Source organism: Frankia sp. ACN1ag (assembly GCF_001414035.1).
Classification (GTDB): Bacteria; Actinomycetota; Actinomycetes; order Frankiales; family Frankiaceae; genus Frankia; species Frankia torreyi.
Window position 1 is genome coordinate 1 of record NZ_LJPA01000032.1, and the last position, 16,544, is coordinate 16,544.

12 protein-coding genes and 2 pseudogenes are annotated in these 16,544 nt (G+C 70.6%); 1 reads left to right on the plus strand and 13 read right to left on the minus strand.

Annotated elements, in window-relative coordinates:
- Positions 1 to 257, minus strand: a pseudogene (locus tag UK82_RS23880) (hypothetical protein); the annotation flags it as partial.
- Positions 258 to 855: 598 nt separating this feature from the next.
- Here UK82_RS23880 and UK82_RS23890 point away from each other — a divergent pair.
- A complete protein-coding gene (locus tag UK82_RS23890) occupies positions 856 to 2,190 on the plus strand; it encodes a hypothetical protein (RefSeq protein WP_152990001.1) in 1,335 nt (444 codons plus the stop codon).
- A gap of 1,425 nt (positions 2,191 to 3,615) precedes the next feature.
- Here the strand turns inward: UK82_RS23890 and UK82_RS23900 are convergent.
- The 12 genes and pseudogenes from UK82_RS23900 to UK82_RS23955 form a co-directional block, all read right to left on the minus strand.
- On the minus strand, positions 3,616 to 5,052 hold the full coding sequence (locus tag UK82_RS23900) for a recombinase family protein (RefSeq protein WP_082122159.1): 1,437 nt from the start codon (positions 5,050 to 5,052) through the stop codon (positions 3,616 to 3,618).
- 32 nt (positions 5,053 to 5,084) lie between these two features.
- Positions 5,085 to 6,389 (minus strand): annotated as a pseudogene (locus UK82_RS23905) (DUF222 domain-containing protein); the annotation flags it as partial.
- Positions 6,390 to 6,793: 404 nt separating this feature from the next.
- The gene (locus UK82_RS23910; protein WP_044886385.1) at positions 6,794 to 7,147 is read right to left on the minus strand and encodes a VOC family protein; all 354 of its coding nucleotides are present in this window, start codon (positions 7,145 to 7,147) and stop codon (positions 6,794 to 6,796) included.
- Between the two features lie 171 nt (positions 7,148 to 7,318).
- Positions 7,319 to 7,912, minus strand: a complete 594-nt coding sequence (locus UK82_RS23915; RefSeq protein ID WP_063897559.1) for a histidine phosphatase family protein — start codon at positions 7,910 to 7,912, stop codon at positions 7,319 to 7,321.
- A 76-nt stretch (positions 7,913 to 7,988) separates the two neighbouring features.
- Positions 7,989 to 8,834, minus strand: a complete 846-nt coding sequence (locus UK82_RS23920; protein WP_044886383.1) for a carbohydrate ABC transporter permease — start codon at positions 8,832 to 8,834, stop codon at positions 7,989 to 7,991.
- 12 nt (positions 8,835 to 8,846) lie between these two features.
- A complete protein-coding gene (locus UK82_RS23925) occupies positions 8,847 to 9,824 on the minus strand; it encodes a carbohydrate ABC transporter permease (protein WP_082122029.1) in 978 nt (325 codons plus the stop codon).
- Complete coding sequence (locus UK82_RS23930; protein WP_044886381.1) at positions 9,821 to 10,726, minus strand: metallophosphoesterase; 906 nt, start codon at positions 10,724 to 10,726, stop codon at positions 9,821 to 9,823. Before UK82_RS23930 ends, UK82_RS23925 begins: the two co-directional genes overlap by 4 nt.
- A 4-nt stretch (positions 10,727 to 10,730) precedes the next feature.
- Positions 10,731 to 12,125 carry an ABC transporter substrate-binding protein gene (locus UK82_RS23935; protein ID WP_055409458.1) on the minus strand — a complete coding sequence of 465 codons (1,395 nt, stop codon included), beginning with the start codon at positions 12,123 to 12,125 and terminating at the stop codon, positions 10,731 to 10,733.
- Between the two features lie 51 nt (positions 12,126 to 12,176).
- Positions 12,177 to 13,397: an ABC transporter ATP-binding protein gene (locus tag UK82_RS23940; RefSeq protein ID WP_055409460.1), complete on the minus strand. Its 1,221-nt coding sequence runs from the start codon at positions 13,395 to 13,397 to the stop codon at positions 12,177 to 12,179.
- A gap of 260 nt (positions 13,398 to 13,657) precedes the next feature.
- A complete protein-coding gene (locus UK82_RS23945) occupies positions 13,658 to 14,518 on the minus strand; it encodes an alpha/beta fold hydrolase (RefSeq protein ID WP_044886406.1) in 861 nt (286 codons plus the stop codon).
- Positions 14,519 to 14,592: 74 nt separating this feature from the next.
- Positions 14,593 to 15,132 carry a PaaI family thioesterase gene (locus UK82_RS23950; RefSeq protein WP_044886378.1) on the minus strand — a complete coding sequence of 180 codons (540 nt, stop codon included), beginning with the start codon at positions 15,130 to 15,132 and terminating at the stop codon, positions 14,593 to 14,595.
- Positions 15,133 to 15,294: 162 nt separating this feature from the next.
- The gene (locus tag UK82_RS23955) at positions 15,295 to 16,494 is read right to left on the minus strand and encodes an acyl-CoA dehydrogenase family protein (protein WP_044886377.1); all 1,200 of its coding nucleotides are present in this window, start codon (positions 16,492 to 16,494) and stop codon (positions 15,295 to 15,297) included.
- Positions 16,495 to 16,544 lie beyond the last annotated feature (50 nt).

A 16,544-nucleotide genomic window follows, 5' to 3' on the forward strand; every position in this document is an offset into this window, starting at 1 on the left:
ACCGCCAACCGCGGCGCCACCCGATCCGCGCCCCGACGGTGCACGATCACCGTCCTTGCCCCCGGCTCACCGGCAAGATAGAACGCGGCCTCGACCAGCACCCCCGTCGACAACGGCCAGAACTCCGCCTCCACCCTTGGCACCTCACCACCGGTCGGCTCCTTGCAGACCAGCACGCCATCGGCGTCCGGCAACTCCACCTCAGGCAACCAGCGGTAACGGACATCGTCCGGGCCGTCGCCCTCGAGCAGGCTCACAGCGCCGGCACCCCTTCCACGTCGGTCACGCACAACATCGGCGCCACCAGCCAGTCCCCGTAACACCGCTCCCGCGCATGACGCTGCGCCGCCGCCGGCGAATCAAACGGGCCAATCAGCCCCTCCAACCGCCGCCCCGTGCCGAACGTCGCCAACCCCCACCGGACAACCGACCCGACCGGCACGCCGTCACCCGACCCGCCAATCCCCACCTGTTCCTCACACCCGGCCATGGCCAGCCCCCTTCCGAGGCGACGACGATGGGCGCAGCCCCGACCAGGCCAAGCCCACGGCGACTAGTCCGCCGATCAAGACGGCCCGCGCCGAGGACAACCAGGCCAATCCGGCAGGCGCCGCCGGAGATCAGTCTTTGTCGCTCACCGAGCGGCTCCTAGTGACACTCACGGGTCTCATTCCGTGGCACCTCCGTGGCACCCAGTAGCGGCATGGTGCCGTCGGAGTGCCACCTAGGTGCCGTTTCGGCCTCCGCGAGCGCCAGGCCGTGACATTCGGACCATCGGCCGGTAAAGCTTGCTGAAAGTCCGGCGGGACTGTCCGGACTGCCGGAGTTCTGGGCCAGCACGAAGGAAGTCCGCGTATGCCGTCGACCCCCGCCGAGCCCCGAACGCTGCTTGCCCGCTGGGTCCGCCAGCAGGGATGGACTGTCGAGGAGTTCCGCCGCCGCTATGCGGAAACCGCACAAGCCATCGACGCGCGGGCCGACAGCGTCAGCGAACGGCAGGCGAAACGCTGGCTCGCCGGCACACTCGTCCACCGACCCCATCCGTCCGCAAGCTCAGTCCTCGAAGCCCTGTGCCGGCACCCCATCGACACGCTGCTCAGTGAAGCTGACCCGGCTCCGGCCACGCCTGAACTCCTTCCTCGGAGCCAGCCACCGCCGGTGCATCAGCCGCCCGCATTCGAGGCAACCACCGCAGTGGCAGATGCCGAGGAAACGTTTCGATTCCTGGTGCGCGCGGAGAACACACCCGCTCCCGAGATCATCGAGATGTTGTGGAGCGAGGTACGGCGTCTGTCCCGTTCCTACGGCGATCACTTGAGCCTCCGTGTCGACGACTTGATCGTGGCACGCAAGGCGATCTTCCGACTGATCGACGGCCCAACCGAACCGCACCAGATACGCGATCTCTACCTACTTGGCGGCCTGGTGTGCGCGATGCTCGCGCATGCATCCCGCGATCTTGGTCAGACGCGGAGAGCCATCACCTACCAGGACACCGCACTTCTGTGCGCCGACCGATCCGCACACCCCGGCCTCCGCATCATCGTCCGAACCGAACAGGCAGCCACCTCCTACTGGATGGGTCAATACGCCGAATCCATCCAGTTCGCCGAGCTCGCCGGCCGCGATACGGAACGCGCACACGGATCAATCGCCGTGCTGCCCTTCGTGCAACAGGCCCGCGCCTACGCGGCAATCGGCGACACGGGCCGGAGCCGCAACGCCCTGACCCACAGCTACCGGACACGTGATCAGGTCGAACCTGACGAACTCGACGACATGGGCGGCCTGATGCGCCTGTCGCTACCCGAACAGCTCGGCATCATCGCCGGAACCGCAGCCTGGTTCCCCGACCCCGCCGAATCCGAACGGGCAGCACACGAAGCCGTCACCGCGTATCGCCAAGCCCCCTACGCGGACCGATCCCACAACTCCGAAGCCATCGCCCGCGCCGACCTGGCCACCGCCCGCATCCGCCTCCACGCACTCGACGGCGCCCACGACGCGCTACGCCCCGTACTCGCGATCCCCGAACCGCACCGAGTACTCCCGATCAGGGAAGGCGTGCGACGACTCAGTGTCGTACTCCAACAAGATCCACTCTACCGGGTCACCCCGGAAGCCCGGGACCTCGCCATCGCCATCGACGACTTCACCTCCGGCATCCAGCCGAACGCCCTGGAAAGCTGATCGTCGCGAACTTTCTTATGGGTTTCAAGGGCGGCCCTTCGGGCCGCCGGGTGGGCCGCGCCGCACACGCCACGCCGCCACACCCGCCACGCCCGCGGGACTCGCCGCACCCCGACGGGGCCCCGCCTCCCTCCGGTCGGCACCCCGCCGGAGCGTCGGCCCCACGGGAGTGTCGGAGCGTCGACGCGTCGGAGCGTCACAGCCCACCCCACGACAACCGCAGCACCAGCCCCGCAAGCCACGCCCAGGACCAGACCTTTCAGCCTGGCGGACAACGGCACCAGCCCCACCGGGAACGCCGGTCACCGGCAGTCGGTTTCCCCCTTTCCCGCCGGCGCCGGATCGTTTAACGGACTGGCGGACACGTCAAGGGCGCTACGCGTCGCAAGCGATCATCCTTCGGATGACCCTTGACCCGCCCACCACTCCGCTAAGGCAAGGCGCTGTCAGGAAAGGACGAAAAAACGGAGGGGCCGACAACACCCGCTGTTCTTCGTCTGCGCTGGCCGCCCCCCGACCCGACCGGCACCGCGAACCCCGCCGAGGCACCGGACACCCCGCGCCCCCCGACNCGCCCCCCGACCCGACCGGCACCGCGAACCCCGCCGAGGCACCGGACACCCCGCGCCCCCCGACGTCCCCGCGGACGGCTATTCTTCCTGGTCAGACGGCATCGATCCGAGCGCCGGCCGCGTGACCTCACCGGAACACCCATTCCTTAACGTTTCGTCACATCGTTGCGTATCGCGTGTAGTGAAACGTAAGTGACGATTCAGGGTGGACGGGCAGCGGGTTTCCGGTGCCCCCAGACGCTTCTGGCCGCCCGAGCCCCACGGGCGCACCGCTTCCGACGAGGATCGCCGCCCCCGACGACCCGGCACGGCCAGACGACGAGCCCGCCCCTGTCGGAGCACCCACGACGCCGCCACCGGGCCCGGACACGACGACGGCCGGTAACCCCTACAGGGTTACCGGCCGCCCGAAGCGCCGTTGGCGTCTACCTGTTCTGCTGCTTCCCACCCGGCCAGCCGTTGACGTGCGAGGCATACCACTGGCTTGCCATCGTCGCCGACACCGTCACCGAGTCCCACCACCGCGCCGCCACGTCATACGGCATGTCCGACGCCACACTCNCCCGCNCCCCCGCCGGAAGGATCAACGTCGGCCGCAGCACCGAGAACCTCGGACCCCCCGCAGGAAGATACACATCCGCCCGTTCCCCGGGATGCGCCTGAAGATCCACACCCACCGTTGACCGGCCACCCCCACCGATCCGCACCTCTGGCATCATGCTCACGGGTTCCTCTCCTGTTCGCTCAGGATGGGGATCAAGGCCCGGGACCGGTGCTCGTAACACCGTCCCGGGCCGCCTATTCCTTGCCAATCCCGCACGGTCCATTGCCCGCGGGGATGTCATGGGCGACGCTATGCCGCCGCCGCAGCCGGGAAACGGTCCGGATGCGGAATCACGTCGATGGACTCTTCGCCCGCGTGCCCGCCCTTGCTGGTGGGCAGGACCGTGACCTTGCACAGGTAGTCGACGATGCTGCGCCGCCGATCCAACGGCAGCCCGGGAAAGTTCTTCGCCGTCACCCCGTGCAACGCCGACGGCAGAACCGTCAACTTCTCGTCCCGTTCCAGGTCTTCGAGCTTCCCGCGCAGCCGGGTCAGGTTCCGCTTCAATCCCTCCACGGAAACATCTTTCAGATCATCGGTGGGATCGCCGACCAGGGCGTCTTCGACCTGACTGATACGCAGCCGGACCTCATCGGCGCGCGCCCGCAGATCATGGGTGGGAACCGCGACGTCAGGAACGTCGAACGTCACCCCGTCCCGGGCCAGCCAGCCGACCACGAACCGGGTTACCACATCGTCGACGAGATCCCCGCGGCGCCGGAGATGATTCTGCGATGCGCACCGGTACATCCGCGCCCCGGCACGGTTCCCCCCGGACCGCATCGCCCCCGCACACCGGCCGCAGACCGCGATCCCCGACAGCAACCGGTTCGGCTTGTTCCCCGGAGAACTCCGCCGCGCCGGGTCCGTCAGCACCGCCCGGCACAACTCCCACCGCGCCACGTCCACGATCGCCGGCCACGCCGCCGGACCCAGGATCCGACCCTGATGCACCCGGAACCCGGCAACCCGCCCATGGACCAGGATGCCCCGCAGTGTCGACGACGACCAGCGCGCTCCCTGCGACGTCGCCACGCCCGCATCGTTCAACTCAGCCACCAGCGCGCGCAGCGGACGGCCCGCGATCACCCCACCGGCCGCCCAGCGGATCACCTCCGCTTCCGCCGGGCGGACCGTCATCCCGTCAGCCTCATAACCGAACGGACGCCGCATGCCCCCATGCGGCAAACCCGCCTCGGCGTTCTGCAACATCTTCCGCCGGACCCGGTCCGAACGGTGCTCCGACTCATACCGCGCCAACCCGCCCAGGATCCGAGCATGCAACCGGCCCTCACCCGTCGACAGGTCAACACGGCCGCCCTTGACCGTCTCGATACGCAACCCGGTCCCGTTCGCCAAATCCACGATCTCTTCGAGTTCCTTCGGGCTACGCGTCAACCGGTCCACATGCCAGACCAGCAACACGTTCCACCGGCCCGACTCGATCCCGGCCAGCACCTCCTCATACCCCGGACGCCGCTTCTTCGAATACGCCGACACATCGTTGTCCGTCACCACCTCCGGACGCGGCATCCCCAGCCGATCCGCCAAATCGTTCAAGTCCGCAGTCTGACGGGCAACCCCCAGACCCGCGCCCTCCCGATCCAACGAGATACGCACATAGCCCACCGGACGCACCGGCCCCGGAACACCCACCACCGTGACGAAAGGATCAGTTACCGTCATAGAACTATTCTAAAACGGCAGTGTCTTAATTAGAGCGTGAGCCGGTCGATGTCGGTATCGCCTCCCTCGACCCAGTCGGCCAGATGGTGGATCTGGAGCCAGCGGGTGTGTCCGCAGCCGGGGTACTGGCAGCGACCCTGGTCGCGGGCGTAGACGGCGTCGCGGAGTCGTGGGCTGGGGTGGCGCTGGCGGCGGCCGAGGTGCAGGGGATTGCCGTCGGGGTCGGCGAGCAACGCGCGGATCAGCCCGTCGCAGCCGAGCCGTTGCAGGACCTGTGGGGACAGCCCGATCCCGCCGTCGACGTCGGCCCACGCTCCGATCCCGATCAGTGGTGTCGCCGGCAGCCCGGCGACGCCGTCCGCAGCACTGTCGTTCACGTCCGGGGCACTGGCACCGCTCTCCGCGCCGGGCTGGGTGTCACGGCCGGCGGGGGTGTCGGGGCGGGTGGTGAGGTGCACCGTGAGGGTGTGGCCGGGGGTCGTCAGCCCGGGAGCGGGCCGGTCGAGGAAGCCCTCGGCCAGGGCGACCAGCGCATTGGCATCCCGCTGCCGGTCCCGCGACGTGGTCACCCGCTCTCCGTCCGCGGGCAGACCCGCCACCCCGGCCCCGTCCGCCGCACCATCGCCTGCCGCACCATCGCCGCCTGCCGCGGCGTCGTCGTTGTCGTTCGTCCTGGTGCCCGCAGGGGGAGGGGTGGTGTCCTCGAGACTTGCCCGGGCCGCGTCCAGTGCCGCGATCAGCCGGGCGCCCTCCTCGGGAGCCAGCACCGCGTGCAGGCAGAGCATCCCCTCGTCATCGATCCGCCAGGACAACCGCCGGGCGGCGCGGCGTACCCGCTCATCCCCCCGGACCTGCCGGTAGGACCGCACCAGCCGCTCGATCTGGCCCGCGCTGCAGAAACGGGCATGGGACAACCAGACCTGCTCGGTCGCCGGCTCCGCGACCCGGGTCACCGCCCGCACCTTGGAATAGGACAGGGTGCCGGCGGCGAAAGCGGCACGGATCGCGGGAAGACGCTCCAATGCGTGCGCGGTGGCCAGATGCTCCCGTGCGGTCCGCAGACCGATCCCGCACCGCCAGGCCAGCCAGTGCGCGCACGACCCCATACCGACCCCGGACCAGCCCTCCCGCCGGTCGAACGCCGCCAACGCCGTCAGCCAACCGCAGGTCGCCGCCGCGATCCGCCCCGCCCAGCGGCAGATCACCTCCTCCACCACCCCCAACGCGGCCGTCTCCACATCCACCTCCAGAACGGATGGGAATGGTGAGGACGTCGGAGAAGGAGCTGCCGCTGCTGCCATCATCATGATCACCGGGCCAGGGGTGTCGTCGATCATCGGACCCGAGCATCGTCCCACCCACCACCGACAAAAACCGATCAAGATCAACTGTGGCGGGTCGGCACACCCGTGACCAGGGCCTGTCATGACCTCCCCAGGGCCACGACCGCTGCGGACCGATCTTCATGTCTGCGGATGATCGGTTGATCGCGGGAATGCTCAGAGATGCGGGCCTGACTTCCGGTGATCCGGGTGTTCCCTGAGGTCGGTGTTCCGCGGAACCGCGCCGTGCCGCGCTGCCGGACGCGAGCTCGACTTCCATGACCAGGGTGATGTGGGTCGGACGCGGCCGGCAGTCTGTGGGGAGGCGGGCGCGGGTTCGGTGCTGGGCCGGGCAGGGGGTGCTTGTGTGGCGGGTGCTTGTGTGGCGGGTGCTTGTGTGGCGGAGTGTGCGGCCGCGCTCAGGCGGGCTGCCACAGCTCGACCCGGTTGCCCGCCGGGTCGGTGACCCAGCCGAAGCGACCGACACCCTCCATGTCCTGCGTCTCTTCGGCCACGTCCGCTCCCTTGGCGCGCAACTGCGCAAGCATCGCATCCAGGTCGCGGACCCGGAAGTTGAGCATGGTCTGCTGGGCGCGGGACCCGAAGTAGTCGGTCTCGGACTCGAACGTCGTGAACACGGTCGGCCCGGCTCCCTGATGCCACAGGCCGTTCTCATCGACGTCCAGACCCAGGCAGTCGCGGTACCACGCACTCAGAGCCGCCGGGTCCACGGCCCGCAGGAAGTAGCCACCGATGCCAAGCACACGTTCCATGCCGCCATCCTGCCAGGACGGCGATCGGGCGGGCTGGCATCACACCATCGCCCGTAGGGACCGGACCCTGGACGCAGAGTCCCTGCAAACGATCGTGGTGTTCCGCGGAACCGGCTCCGGGATCGGCGCGAAGTCTGCGGTCGGCACTGCCGGTCTCGGACGTGGTCGGCGCTACTGTCCGCTCTCGAGACCCGGGCCGAACGCGCGCCGCAGGTCTGGCCCGTCGAAGCTGAGCGTGTAGATCGCGGGCATCGGCATCGAAAGCCAGAAGGCGCAGTCGATCGGAAGGCCGAGAGCGAGCAGCGCCCGAGAGATCCACGTGCCGTGCGTGGCAGCCAGGATTGTCGTCGCGGGCGCGGCCGACCCCACGAGCGCACGAACCGTGTTCCCCGCACGGGTGGTGAGCTCGGCGAGTGATTCGCCTGCCCCGATGACCGTGCCGGGTTGCGCCCAACTCCGCTCGTAGTGGGCCTGCCAGTCGCGCGTCGGAGCCAGGCCTGACCGCCACTCGCGAAGCTCGTCACGGCGGCAGATGGGCAGTCCCACGACCCGGGCAGTCGGTTCCAGGGTCTGGATCGCGCGAAGGTACGGACTGGACAGGAGGCGCGATGCGCGGCCATGGTGACCGAGGGCTGAAACAAGGTCGAGGGCCTGTTCGCACCCCTTCTCAGTGAGAGGCCGCCGATACTCGTCGGGGCCATCGGGAGTCGGGGCGACCGAGCCGGCGTGACGGACCAGAAGCAGATCAACCACAGGCGCGATCATGCCTCGCCGGCGTAGGCGAGGGGACGTGCCGCGCGCGGGTGGGAGTCGGGTTCCCGCCCGCGCGCGGCACGGGTCTTCAGCGCAGGCCGGAGCGGACGAAGCCGCTCACGACGTGGCGTTGGAGCAGCAGGTAGATAATGAAGATCGGCAGGCAGGCCAGGCCGGCGGTCGCGGTCAGCGGGCCCCAGTCGTCGCCCTCGGTGGCGCTCATGAAGCTGCGGATGCCGAGCTGCAGCACATCGTTGTGCCGCTGCAGGACCAGCGCCGGCCAGAAGTACTCGTTCCAGGCGTTGACGAGCAGCAGGATGCCCAGCGCCGCCAGGGCCGCGCGCAGGTTCGGCACGACCACCATCCACAGCGTCGACCAGGACGACCGGCCGTCCATCCGCGCCGCCTCCAGCAGCTCCTTGGGGAAGCTGTCGAGGTGCTGGCGCAGCAGCAGCACGCCGAGCCCGGAGACGATGTTCGGGACGATCACCCCGGACAGGGTGTTCAGCAGCCCGAGCTGGTGCAGCAGCACGTAGTTCGGCAGCATGGCGACCTGGAACGGCACCAGCCAGCTACCGACGAAGGCCAGGTAGAGCACCCGCTTGAGCGGAAAGTTCCAGGCGGCGAAGGCATACGCGGCGAGCAGGCTGGTCAGGAGCTGCCCGAGCGCCGTGAGCACCGCGACGACGGTGGTGTTGAGCAGCAGCCGCAGGACGTCGACCTCGTCGATCGCCGTGCGGTAGCTGTCGACGGACAGCGGCCACGGCAGCGGGCTGACCTCGTAGACGTCGTTCGGTCGCCGCAGCGACGTCGCATACAGCCAGTAGATCGGGAACACGCAGGCCAGGCCCAGCAGGGCCAGCGTGAGGTGGCCGACGACGACGCGCGTCCTCGACCGACCCCCCGGCGTCTCCGGGGCGTCGAAGTTGGTCATCGGGGCGCCCTCTCAGTCGTCGTGGATGGTGACGCGCTCGGAAATCCACAGCAGCACCGCCGCCACCAGCCCGAACCCGAGGAAGAACACCACTCCGGCCGCCGAGGCGAGGCCGGCGTCGAAGCTCTGGATGCCGTACTCCCAGAGCAGGTAGTAGACGTTGGTGGTGGCGTCGACCGGACCGCCCTGGGTGAGCGTGTCGATCAGCGGGAACGTCCACTGCGGCGCGAACAGCAGCGCTGTGGCCAACACCAGGAACACCAGCGTCGGCGACAGCAGCGGCAGCGTCAGCCAGCGGGTGATCTGCCAGCGCGACGCCCCGTCGACGGAGGCGGCTTCCGCGTAGTCCCCGTTGATCGAGGCCAGGCCAGCGGCGACCACGACCACGGCGAACCCGAGGACGTGCCAGCCGGTGATGCCGGTGATGGCGATCAGGGCGGGCCATCGCTCGTGGAACCAGTTCACCGACGAGCCCGTCGCCCGGTTCACCGCTCCGGTGCGGGGGCTGAGCAGCCACTGCCAGACCGCGGCGCTCGCCACCGGCGCGACCAGGAACGGCAGGAAGATCAGCGCCTGGTAGATGCTGCGCGCCCGGCCACGCACCTCGCGGGAGAGCAGCCCCACCACGACGGGGATGACGATGGTGAACGGCAGCAGACCGATGATCATCAGCAGGGTCCGCCAGACCGACCCGCCCAGCTCGGGCAGGGTGAACAGCCGGTGGTAGTTGTGCCAGCCGACCGGGGTCGCGGGCTGCGTCGGCGACAGGTTCCACGAGTAGAACGAGTAGTTCGCCGTCTCCACCAGCGGACGGTAGATCCAGACGATGAGCATGCCCAACGCCGGGACGAGGTACAGGTAGGGCACGACGCCGCGGCCGAGGCGGCGGGCCAGGCGCCGGGCGGTCCGGCCCCGACCCCCGGCGGCTGCCGGCGCCACGATCGGCGCCGGCAGCGTGGGGGGAGCGACCTCGACGAACATCCCGCTCATCCCGGGGTGGTCTGCGGGGTGAGGTTGCGGATGAACTCCAGCCTCTCGGCCCGGTCGTTGTCGTAGACCTGGCCGGCGGGAGACAGCGGGATCGCGGTGGCGACGAACTGGCCGTCGATCAGGTCGATCCGGCTGAAGCCGCCGCCGAGCAGGCCCCGCAGCCGGCCGTCGGGCGGCAGCGGGTCGGTGTCGTAGGCGAGGGCGGGGCTGACCCAGACGGGGATGCCGGCGAGCGCGCCGGCGCCGGCGTGATGGGCGTGCCCGCTGAGGATCATCCGGACGTCGGTGCCGGCGACGACGTCGGCGAGCCGCTCGGCGGCGGCGAGCCGCAGCAGGTGCACGGTCGGCACCGGCGACGGCAGCGGCGGGTGGTGCACGATCAGCAGGGTGCCGCGGGGCGCCGGGGTGGCCAGCACGTCGGCCAGCCAGGCGAGCTGGGCGTCGGTGAGCCAGCCGTCGTGGCGGCCCGGCGTGGTGGAGTCGAGGGCGACCAGGCGCAGGCCGTCGACCAGGTGGACGCTGTCGCAGGGATGGTCGGCCGACCACTGGCCGGCCTGTCCGTCGAGGCCGACGGGCACGCCGGCGCCGTTCAGCAGCTCGGCGCGGAAGGCCAGCCGCTCGTCGTGGTTGCCCATCGCGTAGACGACGGGCGCGTCGAACGTGGCCGCCAGCGGGTCGACGATCTGCCGCAGCCGCCGGTAGGAGGCGGGGGAGCCGTCGTCGGCGAGGTCGCCGGTGAGCAGGATCCCAGCGACCGGACCGGTCGAGGACGCCACCGTCGCGGCGACCGTCTCCAGCAGGGCGAAGGTGTCCACGCGGTCGTGCATCAGCTCGCCGGCTGGCAGCAGGTGCGTGTCGCTCACCTGGATCAGGGTCAGCTCGGCCGGTCCGGTCGTGGTCATCGGATTACGCCTTCGGGAGCAGTGCCGCGCCCTGCTTCTGGGCGGCGGTCAGGGTCGACTGCGCGTCCGCGCCCTGGTAGACGATCTTTTCGACCGCCTCCATCATCCCGTCACGGACCTGGATGTAGTTGACGCCGGGAATCGAGATCCACGGCTCCATCCGGTCGAGCTGAGCGATGTTCGGCACGACCAGCGGGTTGGCCTTGGCCCAGGCGGCGAGCCCGTTCGGGTCGTCGACGAGGCCGGTCCGCAGCGGCAGGTAGCCGATCTTGGTGGAGATCGTCTTGTAGGCGTCCTCGCTGGTCAGGAACTTGATCAGCTCCCAGCCGGCGCGCTGCTTGGCCGGGTCGTTCGACAGCACGAACAGCGACGCGCCGGAGTTCGTCGGGATGGTCGGCTTCTTCCCGAAGCTCGGCATCTCCGCGGCGCGCAGGTCCCACTTGCCCTTCGAGCCCTTCACGAACGTGCCCTGGATGGAGCTGGTCTCCAGGAACATGCCGATGTTGCCGGCGGCGAAGCTCGTGTAGGCCTCCTTCTGGCCGAGCACGGGGGTCAGGCCGTCCTTGACCAGGCCCTGGGCCATCTGGACCGCCTGGACGGCGGGGGGCTGCGAGTAGGTCAGGGTGGTGCGGTTCTCGGAGATCACCCGTCCGCCGTTGGAGCGGACCAGGCTCTGGAAGCACCAGTCCTTGGCGATCTTCGTGAGGCAGTCGAGGTACACGCCGTCGTGGTTGGTCTTGTCGACGATCGTCTTGGCGTCCTGACGAGCCTCGTCCCACGTCGTCGGCGGCTTCGCCGGGTCGAGACCGGCCTCGGCGAAGATGGAGGCGTTGTAGTACAGCACCGGAGTGGAGAAGACGAACGGCACGCCGTAGGTCTTGCCGTCCCAGTCACCGAGGGTCCGCGCGGTCTTGGCGTACGGGAACTTGGCGCCGTCGAAGTTCGCCTGGACGGCGTCCTTGCCGACCAGGTCGTCCAGCGACTTCACCTTCAGCGAGTGGATGGCGAAGTCGAGGTCGCTGAAGCCGAGCTGGACGACGTCCGGCGGCGAGCCGGCGGCGATCTGGCTCTGCAGGCTCGACACCGTGTCGGTGGCCGGGTTCGGGCTGGAACCCTGCGGCTTCTGCGCCGTGACGTGGATGTTCGGGTGGGCCTTCTCGAACTTGCCGATCAGCTCGTTGAAGGTGTCGGTCCAGGCCCCGGCCTGCCCGAAGTTGTAGCTCTCGAAGACGATGGAGACCTTCTGGTCCTTGCCGAGCTCGGGGATCTTGCTGGTGGCCTTCGGCGCCACGTCGTCGCCACCGCCCCCGGGCGAGCCGCAGGCGGCCAGGACGGACAGTGCGGTGGCGGCCGACAGGGCCACCAGGGAGAACGATCTCCGGGCGAACGGTCTTTTCACGTGCTGCTCCTCGGCGAGGTGACAGTGCGAGCGGGTGAGCTGTGGCGGGTGTCAGGTGGCGACGGGGACGCGGGCGGCGGGGACCTGAGGGTCCCGGTCCGGCTGCCAGACGAGCCGGCGTCCCGACTCCCGGTCGAACAGGTGGGTGTGCTCGGGGCGGACGGTGAGGACGACGGCCTCGCCGACGGTGAAGCCGGCCGGCCGGCGGGCCCGCACGGCCACCTCGGCCGCACCGACGCGGCAGTGGGCGATCTCCTCGCTGCCGAGGTTCTCGATGCTGCGCACGCTGCCGCGCAGCGTCGCCGCGGGGGCACCGCCGTTGGGGGCACTGCCGTTGGGGGCACTGCCGTTGGGGACACCGCCGGCCTCGGGCGCCGGGCCCGCGTCTGCGGCCGGCCGCAGGCTCAGGTGCTCGGGGCGGACGCCGAGGATGGCGGGTCGCCGCACCTGCTCGCCCTCGTGAGAGGGATGGTCGAGGCCCAGGGGGACGTCCACGCCCTCGGCGACCGCGTGCAGCCGGCCGTCGCGGCTGACGATCTCGGCGTCGAGCAGGTTCATCGGCGGGGAGCCCAGGAATCCGGCGACGAACGCCGACGCCGGGGTGTCGTACACCTCGGTCGGCGTCCCGAGCTGCTCCAGACGGCCGCGGTTGAGCACGGCGACCGACGTCGCCATCGTCATCGCCTCGACCTGGTCGTGGGTGACGTAGACGAACGTCCGCCCGAGCCGGCGGTGCAGCTCGGTGATCTCCGTGCGGGTCGCGGTGCGCAACTGGGCGTCCAGGTTCGACAGCGGCTCGTCCATCAGGAAGGCGCCGGGGTCGCGGACCAGGGCGCGGCCGAGCGCCACCCGCTGGCGCTGGCCGCCGGAGAGCGCACGCGGCCGGCGGTCGAGCAGCGCGCCGAGGTCGAGGATGTCGGCGACCTCGGCGACGCGGCGGCGGATGTCGGCCTTGCGCTGCTTACGAGCGCGCAGCGGGAATCCGATGTTGCGTTCGACGGTCAGGTGCGGGTAAAGCGCGTAGCTCTGGAACACCATCGCGAGGTCGCGGTCGCGGGCCGGGGCTTCGGTGACGTCGTTGCCGTCCACGAGCACCCGGCCGTCGCTGGGGGAAACCAGACCTGCGATCATGCGCAGCAGCGTCGACTTCCCGCAGCCGCTGGGGCCGAGCAGGACCAGGAAGTCGCCGTGGGCGACGTCGAGGCTCACCCCGTCGACCGCCCGCACGTCACCATAGCGGCGCGTGACGTTTTCGACGGTAATACGGCTCACTGGTTCCCCCCTCCGATCCGGCGGCATCTGCCAAACAGCTGTGTTATGTCCTGCGCGCGCCGGGGCCGGACCAGTGCCGAACCGGTTTGTCCCCTGGCCGATGAATTCCCGGCACCCGGTCCGTGTACGTGTCGATTAATTCCGTGTCGACGGGCAGCTGCAGTTCAGCAGGTCTCGGTGAATCGTTGGTGAACGGATCGCGACGAATATGTCGGTGACCGCCCCCGATTGGAGGTTCCAATCGCCCGAGAGGAATCCGGCTACGCGGGCCTGCGGCGCTCGCGGATCCAGGCCGCGACCGCGGGGCCGATGACGGCGGCGTCCTTCGTCCAGGCGAAGTGGTCGCGGTGGGCGACGCCGGCGGCGGCGGTGATGTGCCACCGGTCGATGCGGGCTCGGGGCATGCGGCGGCAGAGGAAGTCGACGTTCGACTTCGGTCCCAGCCGGTCGTCGTCGAGGGAGATGGCCAGCACCGGCAGGTCGAGCTCGGCGAGCAGGCGGTCGTAGTCGCGGGTCGTCCCGTGCGGCCGGTAGCGGCTGGTGCGGGAGTGCCGCGCCCAGTCCGTCATCACCCGGCCGGGCATGGCGCCGCCGATGAGCATGCCGCCCGGCCAGTAGCCGCGCACCCGCGCGACCAGGCCGATCGTCTGGATCGAGTACAGCGCCTCCGCCCAGCGTCGGAAGCCGAACGCCTTCCAGTACACGGTCCCCGTGCCGATGACGCAGACGCCGGCGATCCCGCCCCCCGCGGGTTGCTCGGCGGCGGCGTGCAGCAGGGCGATCTGGCCGCCGAGGCTGTGCCCGAACAGGTATGGCCGCGCCCCGGGGAACCGGGTCCGCACGGCGGCCAGCACCCGCGGCAGGTCGACCTCGATCAGCTCGCGGTAGCCGAAGGTCGGCTGGTCGTGCAGGCCGGGCGTCGACTCGCCCTGGGCGCGCAGGTCCGTCGTCACCACCGACACCCCCGCCGCGTGCAGCGCCCGCGCGATCGGCAGGTAGAACTTCGCCTTGAGCGCCATCGCGGGCAGGATCAGCACGACCGGCGCGCCCGGATCGGCCTGGGGGAGCACCCGCAGCACGAACGACACGCCTCCGACGCTGTCGACCCGCAGCGCCTCCAGCGCCGAGAACTCCGACCGGCGCGGCGGTGCCGAGCCGGGTGCGGAGCCGGGCGCCGTCCCGGGCGTCGGGCCGGTCACGGGGCGGCCGGGGCGGCCGGGGCGGCGAGCTCGGCGACGTAGGCGAAGCGGAAGGTGGCGACCAGGGTGCCGGCGGCGTCGTGCAGCACCGCCTTGCCGTCGAGGTCGACGCGCTCGCCGGGGCCGGCGGCGAGCACCTGGCGCACCGCGCGCTCGTCGACGGTTCCCACCGCGCGCACCAGGCCCCGGGCGGGTCGGCGGAACGACGACCAGCTGTCGCGCACGACGAGCCATTCCACGTCGGCGATCCGGCCGGCCGTCGCCCCGACGAACGCGCACGCCCCGGCGATGTCCGCCGCGAGGAACTGCGCGCCGGCGTGCACGGTGCCGAACTGGTTGGTCAGCTCGGGACGGTCGGGGATCTCCACGACCGCGTGGTCGGCGTCGACCTCCGTCACCTCGACGCCGACGAACGCGCCGAACGGCACCACCGTGTTCGCCATCCGCCGGATGTGCTCGAAGTCCACGCCCGCGCCCGGCTGGGCGAAGACCGCGAAACCGGGTGCTGCCGGGCTCAGAACTGACGGGTTGCTCACCTGGGTCTCCTACCGCTGATGGACGTGCCGCTGATGGACGTGCCGCTGATGGAGATGGATCGCCTGGCGCGGTTCCGCGGAACACCACGATCATGAGAGTCGGGCCGCGGCCAGGACTCCAGACGCGACGCGCGGTTCCGCGGAACACCACGATCGGCGGGGCTAGCCGAGGCGGCGGAACACCCGCCGTGCCACCGAGGCCCGCAGCACCTCGGAGGGACCCTCGTAGATACGGAAGGCGCGCGCCTCGACGAGGAAACGGGCGACGAGGTGGTCCTCGCAGACGCCGAGGCCGCCGAAGAGCTGCACCGCCCGGTCCAGCACCCGCCACACCGCCTCGGACACGAAGGTCTTCGCGATGGCGGCGTCGTGGCGGGCCGCCGAGCTGGTCGCCCCCTGAGTGTCCAGGGTCGCGGCGGTGGCGTGGACGAGCGCGCGGGCCGCGGCGATGTCGATCTCGTTGTCGGCGACGAGGGCCTGCGCCATGCCGTGCTCGGCGATCGGGGCGCCGAAGGAATGGCGTCCCAGCACGTGCTCGGCGGCCAGGACGTGCGCGCGGACCGCCAGGCCCAGCCAGTTCATGCAGAACGTCAGGCGGGACGGGGCCAGCCGGGCCTGGGCGTACTCCAGACCCAGCCCCACCTCGCCGAGCACGGCGGCGTCGTCGACGCGGCAGTCGTCGAAGGCGACCTCGCAGTGGCCGCCCGGGGCGCTGGTGAAGTCCAGCGTCGGCATCCGGCGCACCACCCGCATCCCTGGGTTGTCCGCGTCGACGAGGAACATCGTGGGGCCGGCGTCGGTGCGCGCGACGCAGATCGTGAACGCGGCGCCGTCCGCGCCGGTGATGAGGTGCTTGGCACCCGTGATCGACCAGCCGCCGGGCACCCGGGTGGCGACGGTGCGCAGCATGCTCGGGTCGGATCCGGTGCCGGGGGCGGGTTCGGTCATCGCGATCGCCGAGCGCACCTCGCCGGCGGCGAGCGGCGCCAGGTAGCGCTCGCGCTGGGCCGGAGTGGTGGCGTCGGCGAGCAGGTGGATGTTGCCGTCGTCCGGGGCCCAGCAGTGCAGGGCCAGCGGCCCGACGAGGCTCGCGCCCGCCGCGATGAGCACGTGCGCCTGCCCGCGGAAGTCCAGGCCGAAGCCGCCGTACTCGACGGGCGACAGCGGGCCGAACACCCCGGCGTCCCGGGCGGCCGCCACCAGCTCCAGGCGCAGCGCGTCGTCCATCCGGCGGCCGTCGACGACGATCTCGCGCTCGACGGGGACGACGACGTCCCGGATGAACCGCGCGGTGCGTTCCGCCAGCAGCACGGGATCCGGCGGACTCGATGCCTCGGAGGGCCTGACGATTGTCTCGCTCACGGTTGCTCCCACCGGTAAAAACGTGCTGCATGCGGGGTCATTCGCGCGGG

Excerpts from the sequence above, each read along its gene's own strand:
- UK82_RS23890 (WP_152990001.1), top strand. The coding sequence starts at position 856 with ATGCCGTCGACCCCCGCCGAGCCCCGAACGCTGCTTGCCCGCTGGGTC.
- UK82_RS23900 (WP_082122159.1), bottom strand. The coding sequence starts at position 5,052 with ATGACGGTAACTGATCCTTTCGTCACGGTGGTGGGTGTTCCGGGGCCG.
- UK82_RS23910 (WP_044886385.1), bottom strand. The coding sequence starts at position 7,147 with ATGGAACGTGTGCTTGGCATCGGTGGCTACTTCCTGCGGGCCGTGGAC.
- UK82_RS23915 (WP_063897559.1), bottom strand. The coding sequence starts at position 7,912 with ATGATCGCGCCTGTGGTTGATCTGCTTCTGGTCCGTCACGCCGGCTCG.
- UK82_RS23920 (WP_044886383.1), bottom strand. The coding sequence starts at position 8,834 with ATGACCAACTTCGACGCCCCGGAGACGCCGGGGGGTCGGTCGAGGACG.
- UK82_RS23925 (WP_082122029.1), bottom strand. The coding sequence starts at position 9,824 with ATGAGCGGGATGTTCGTCGAGGTCGCTCCCCCCACGCTGCCGGCGCCG.
- UK82_RS23930 (WP_044886381.1), bottom strand. The coding sequence starts at position 10,726 with ATGACCACGACCGGACCGGCCGAGCTGACCCTGATCCAGGTGAGCGAC.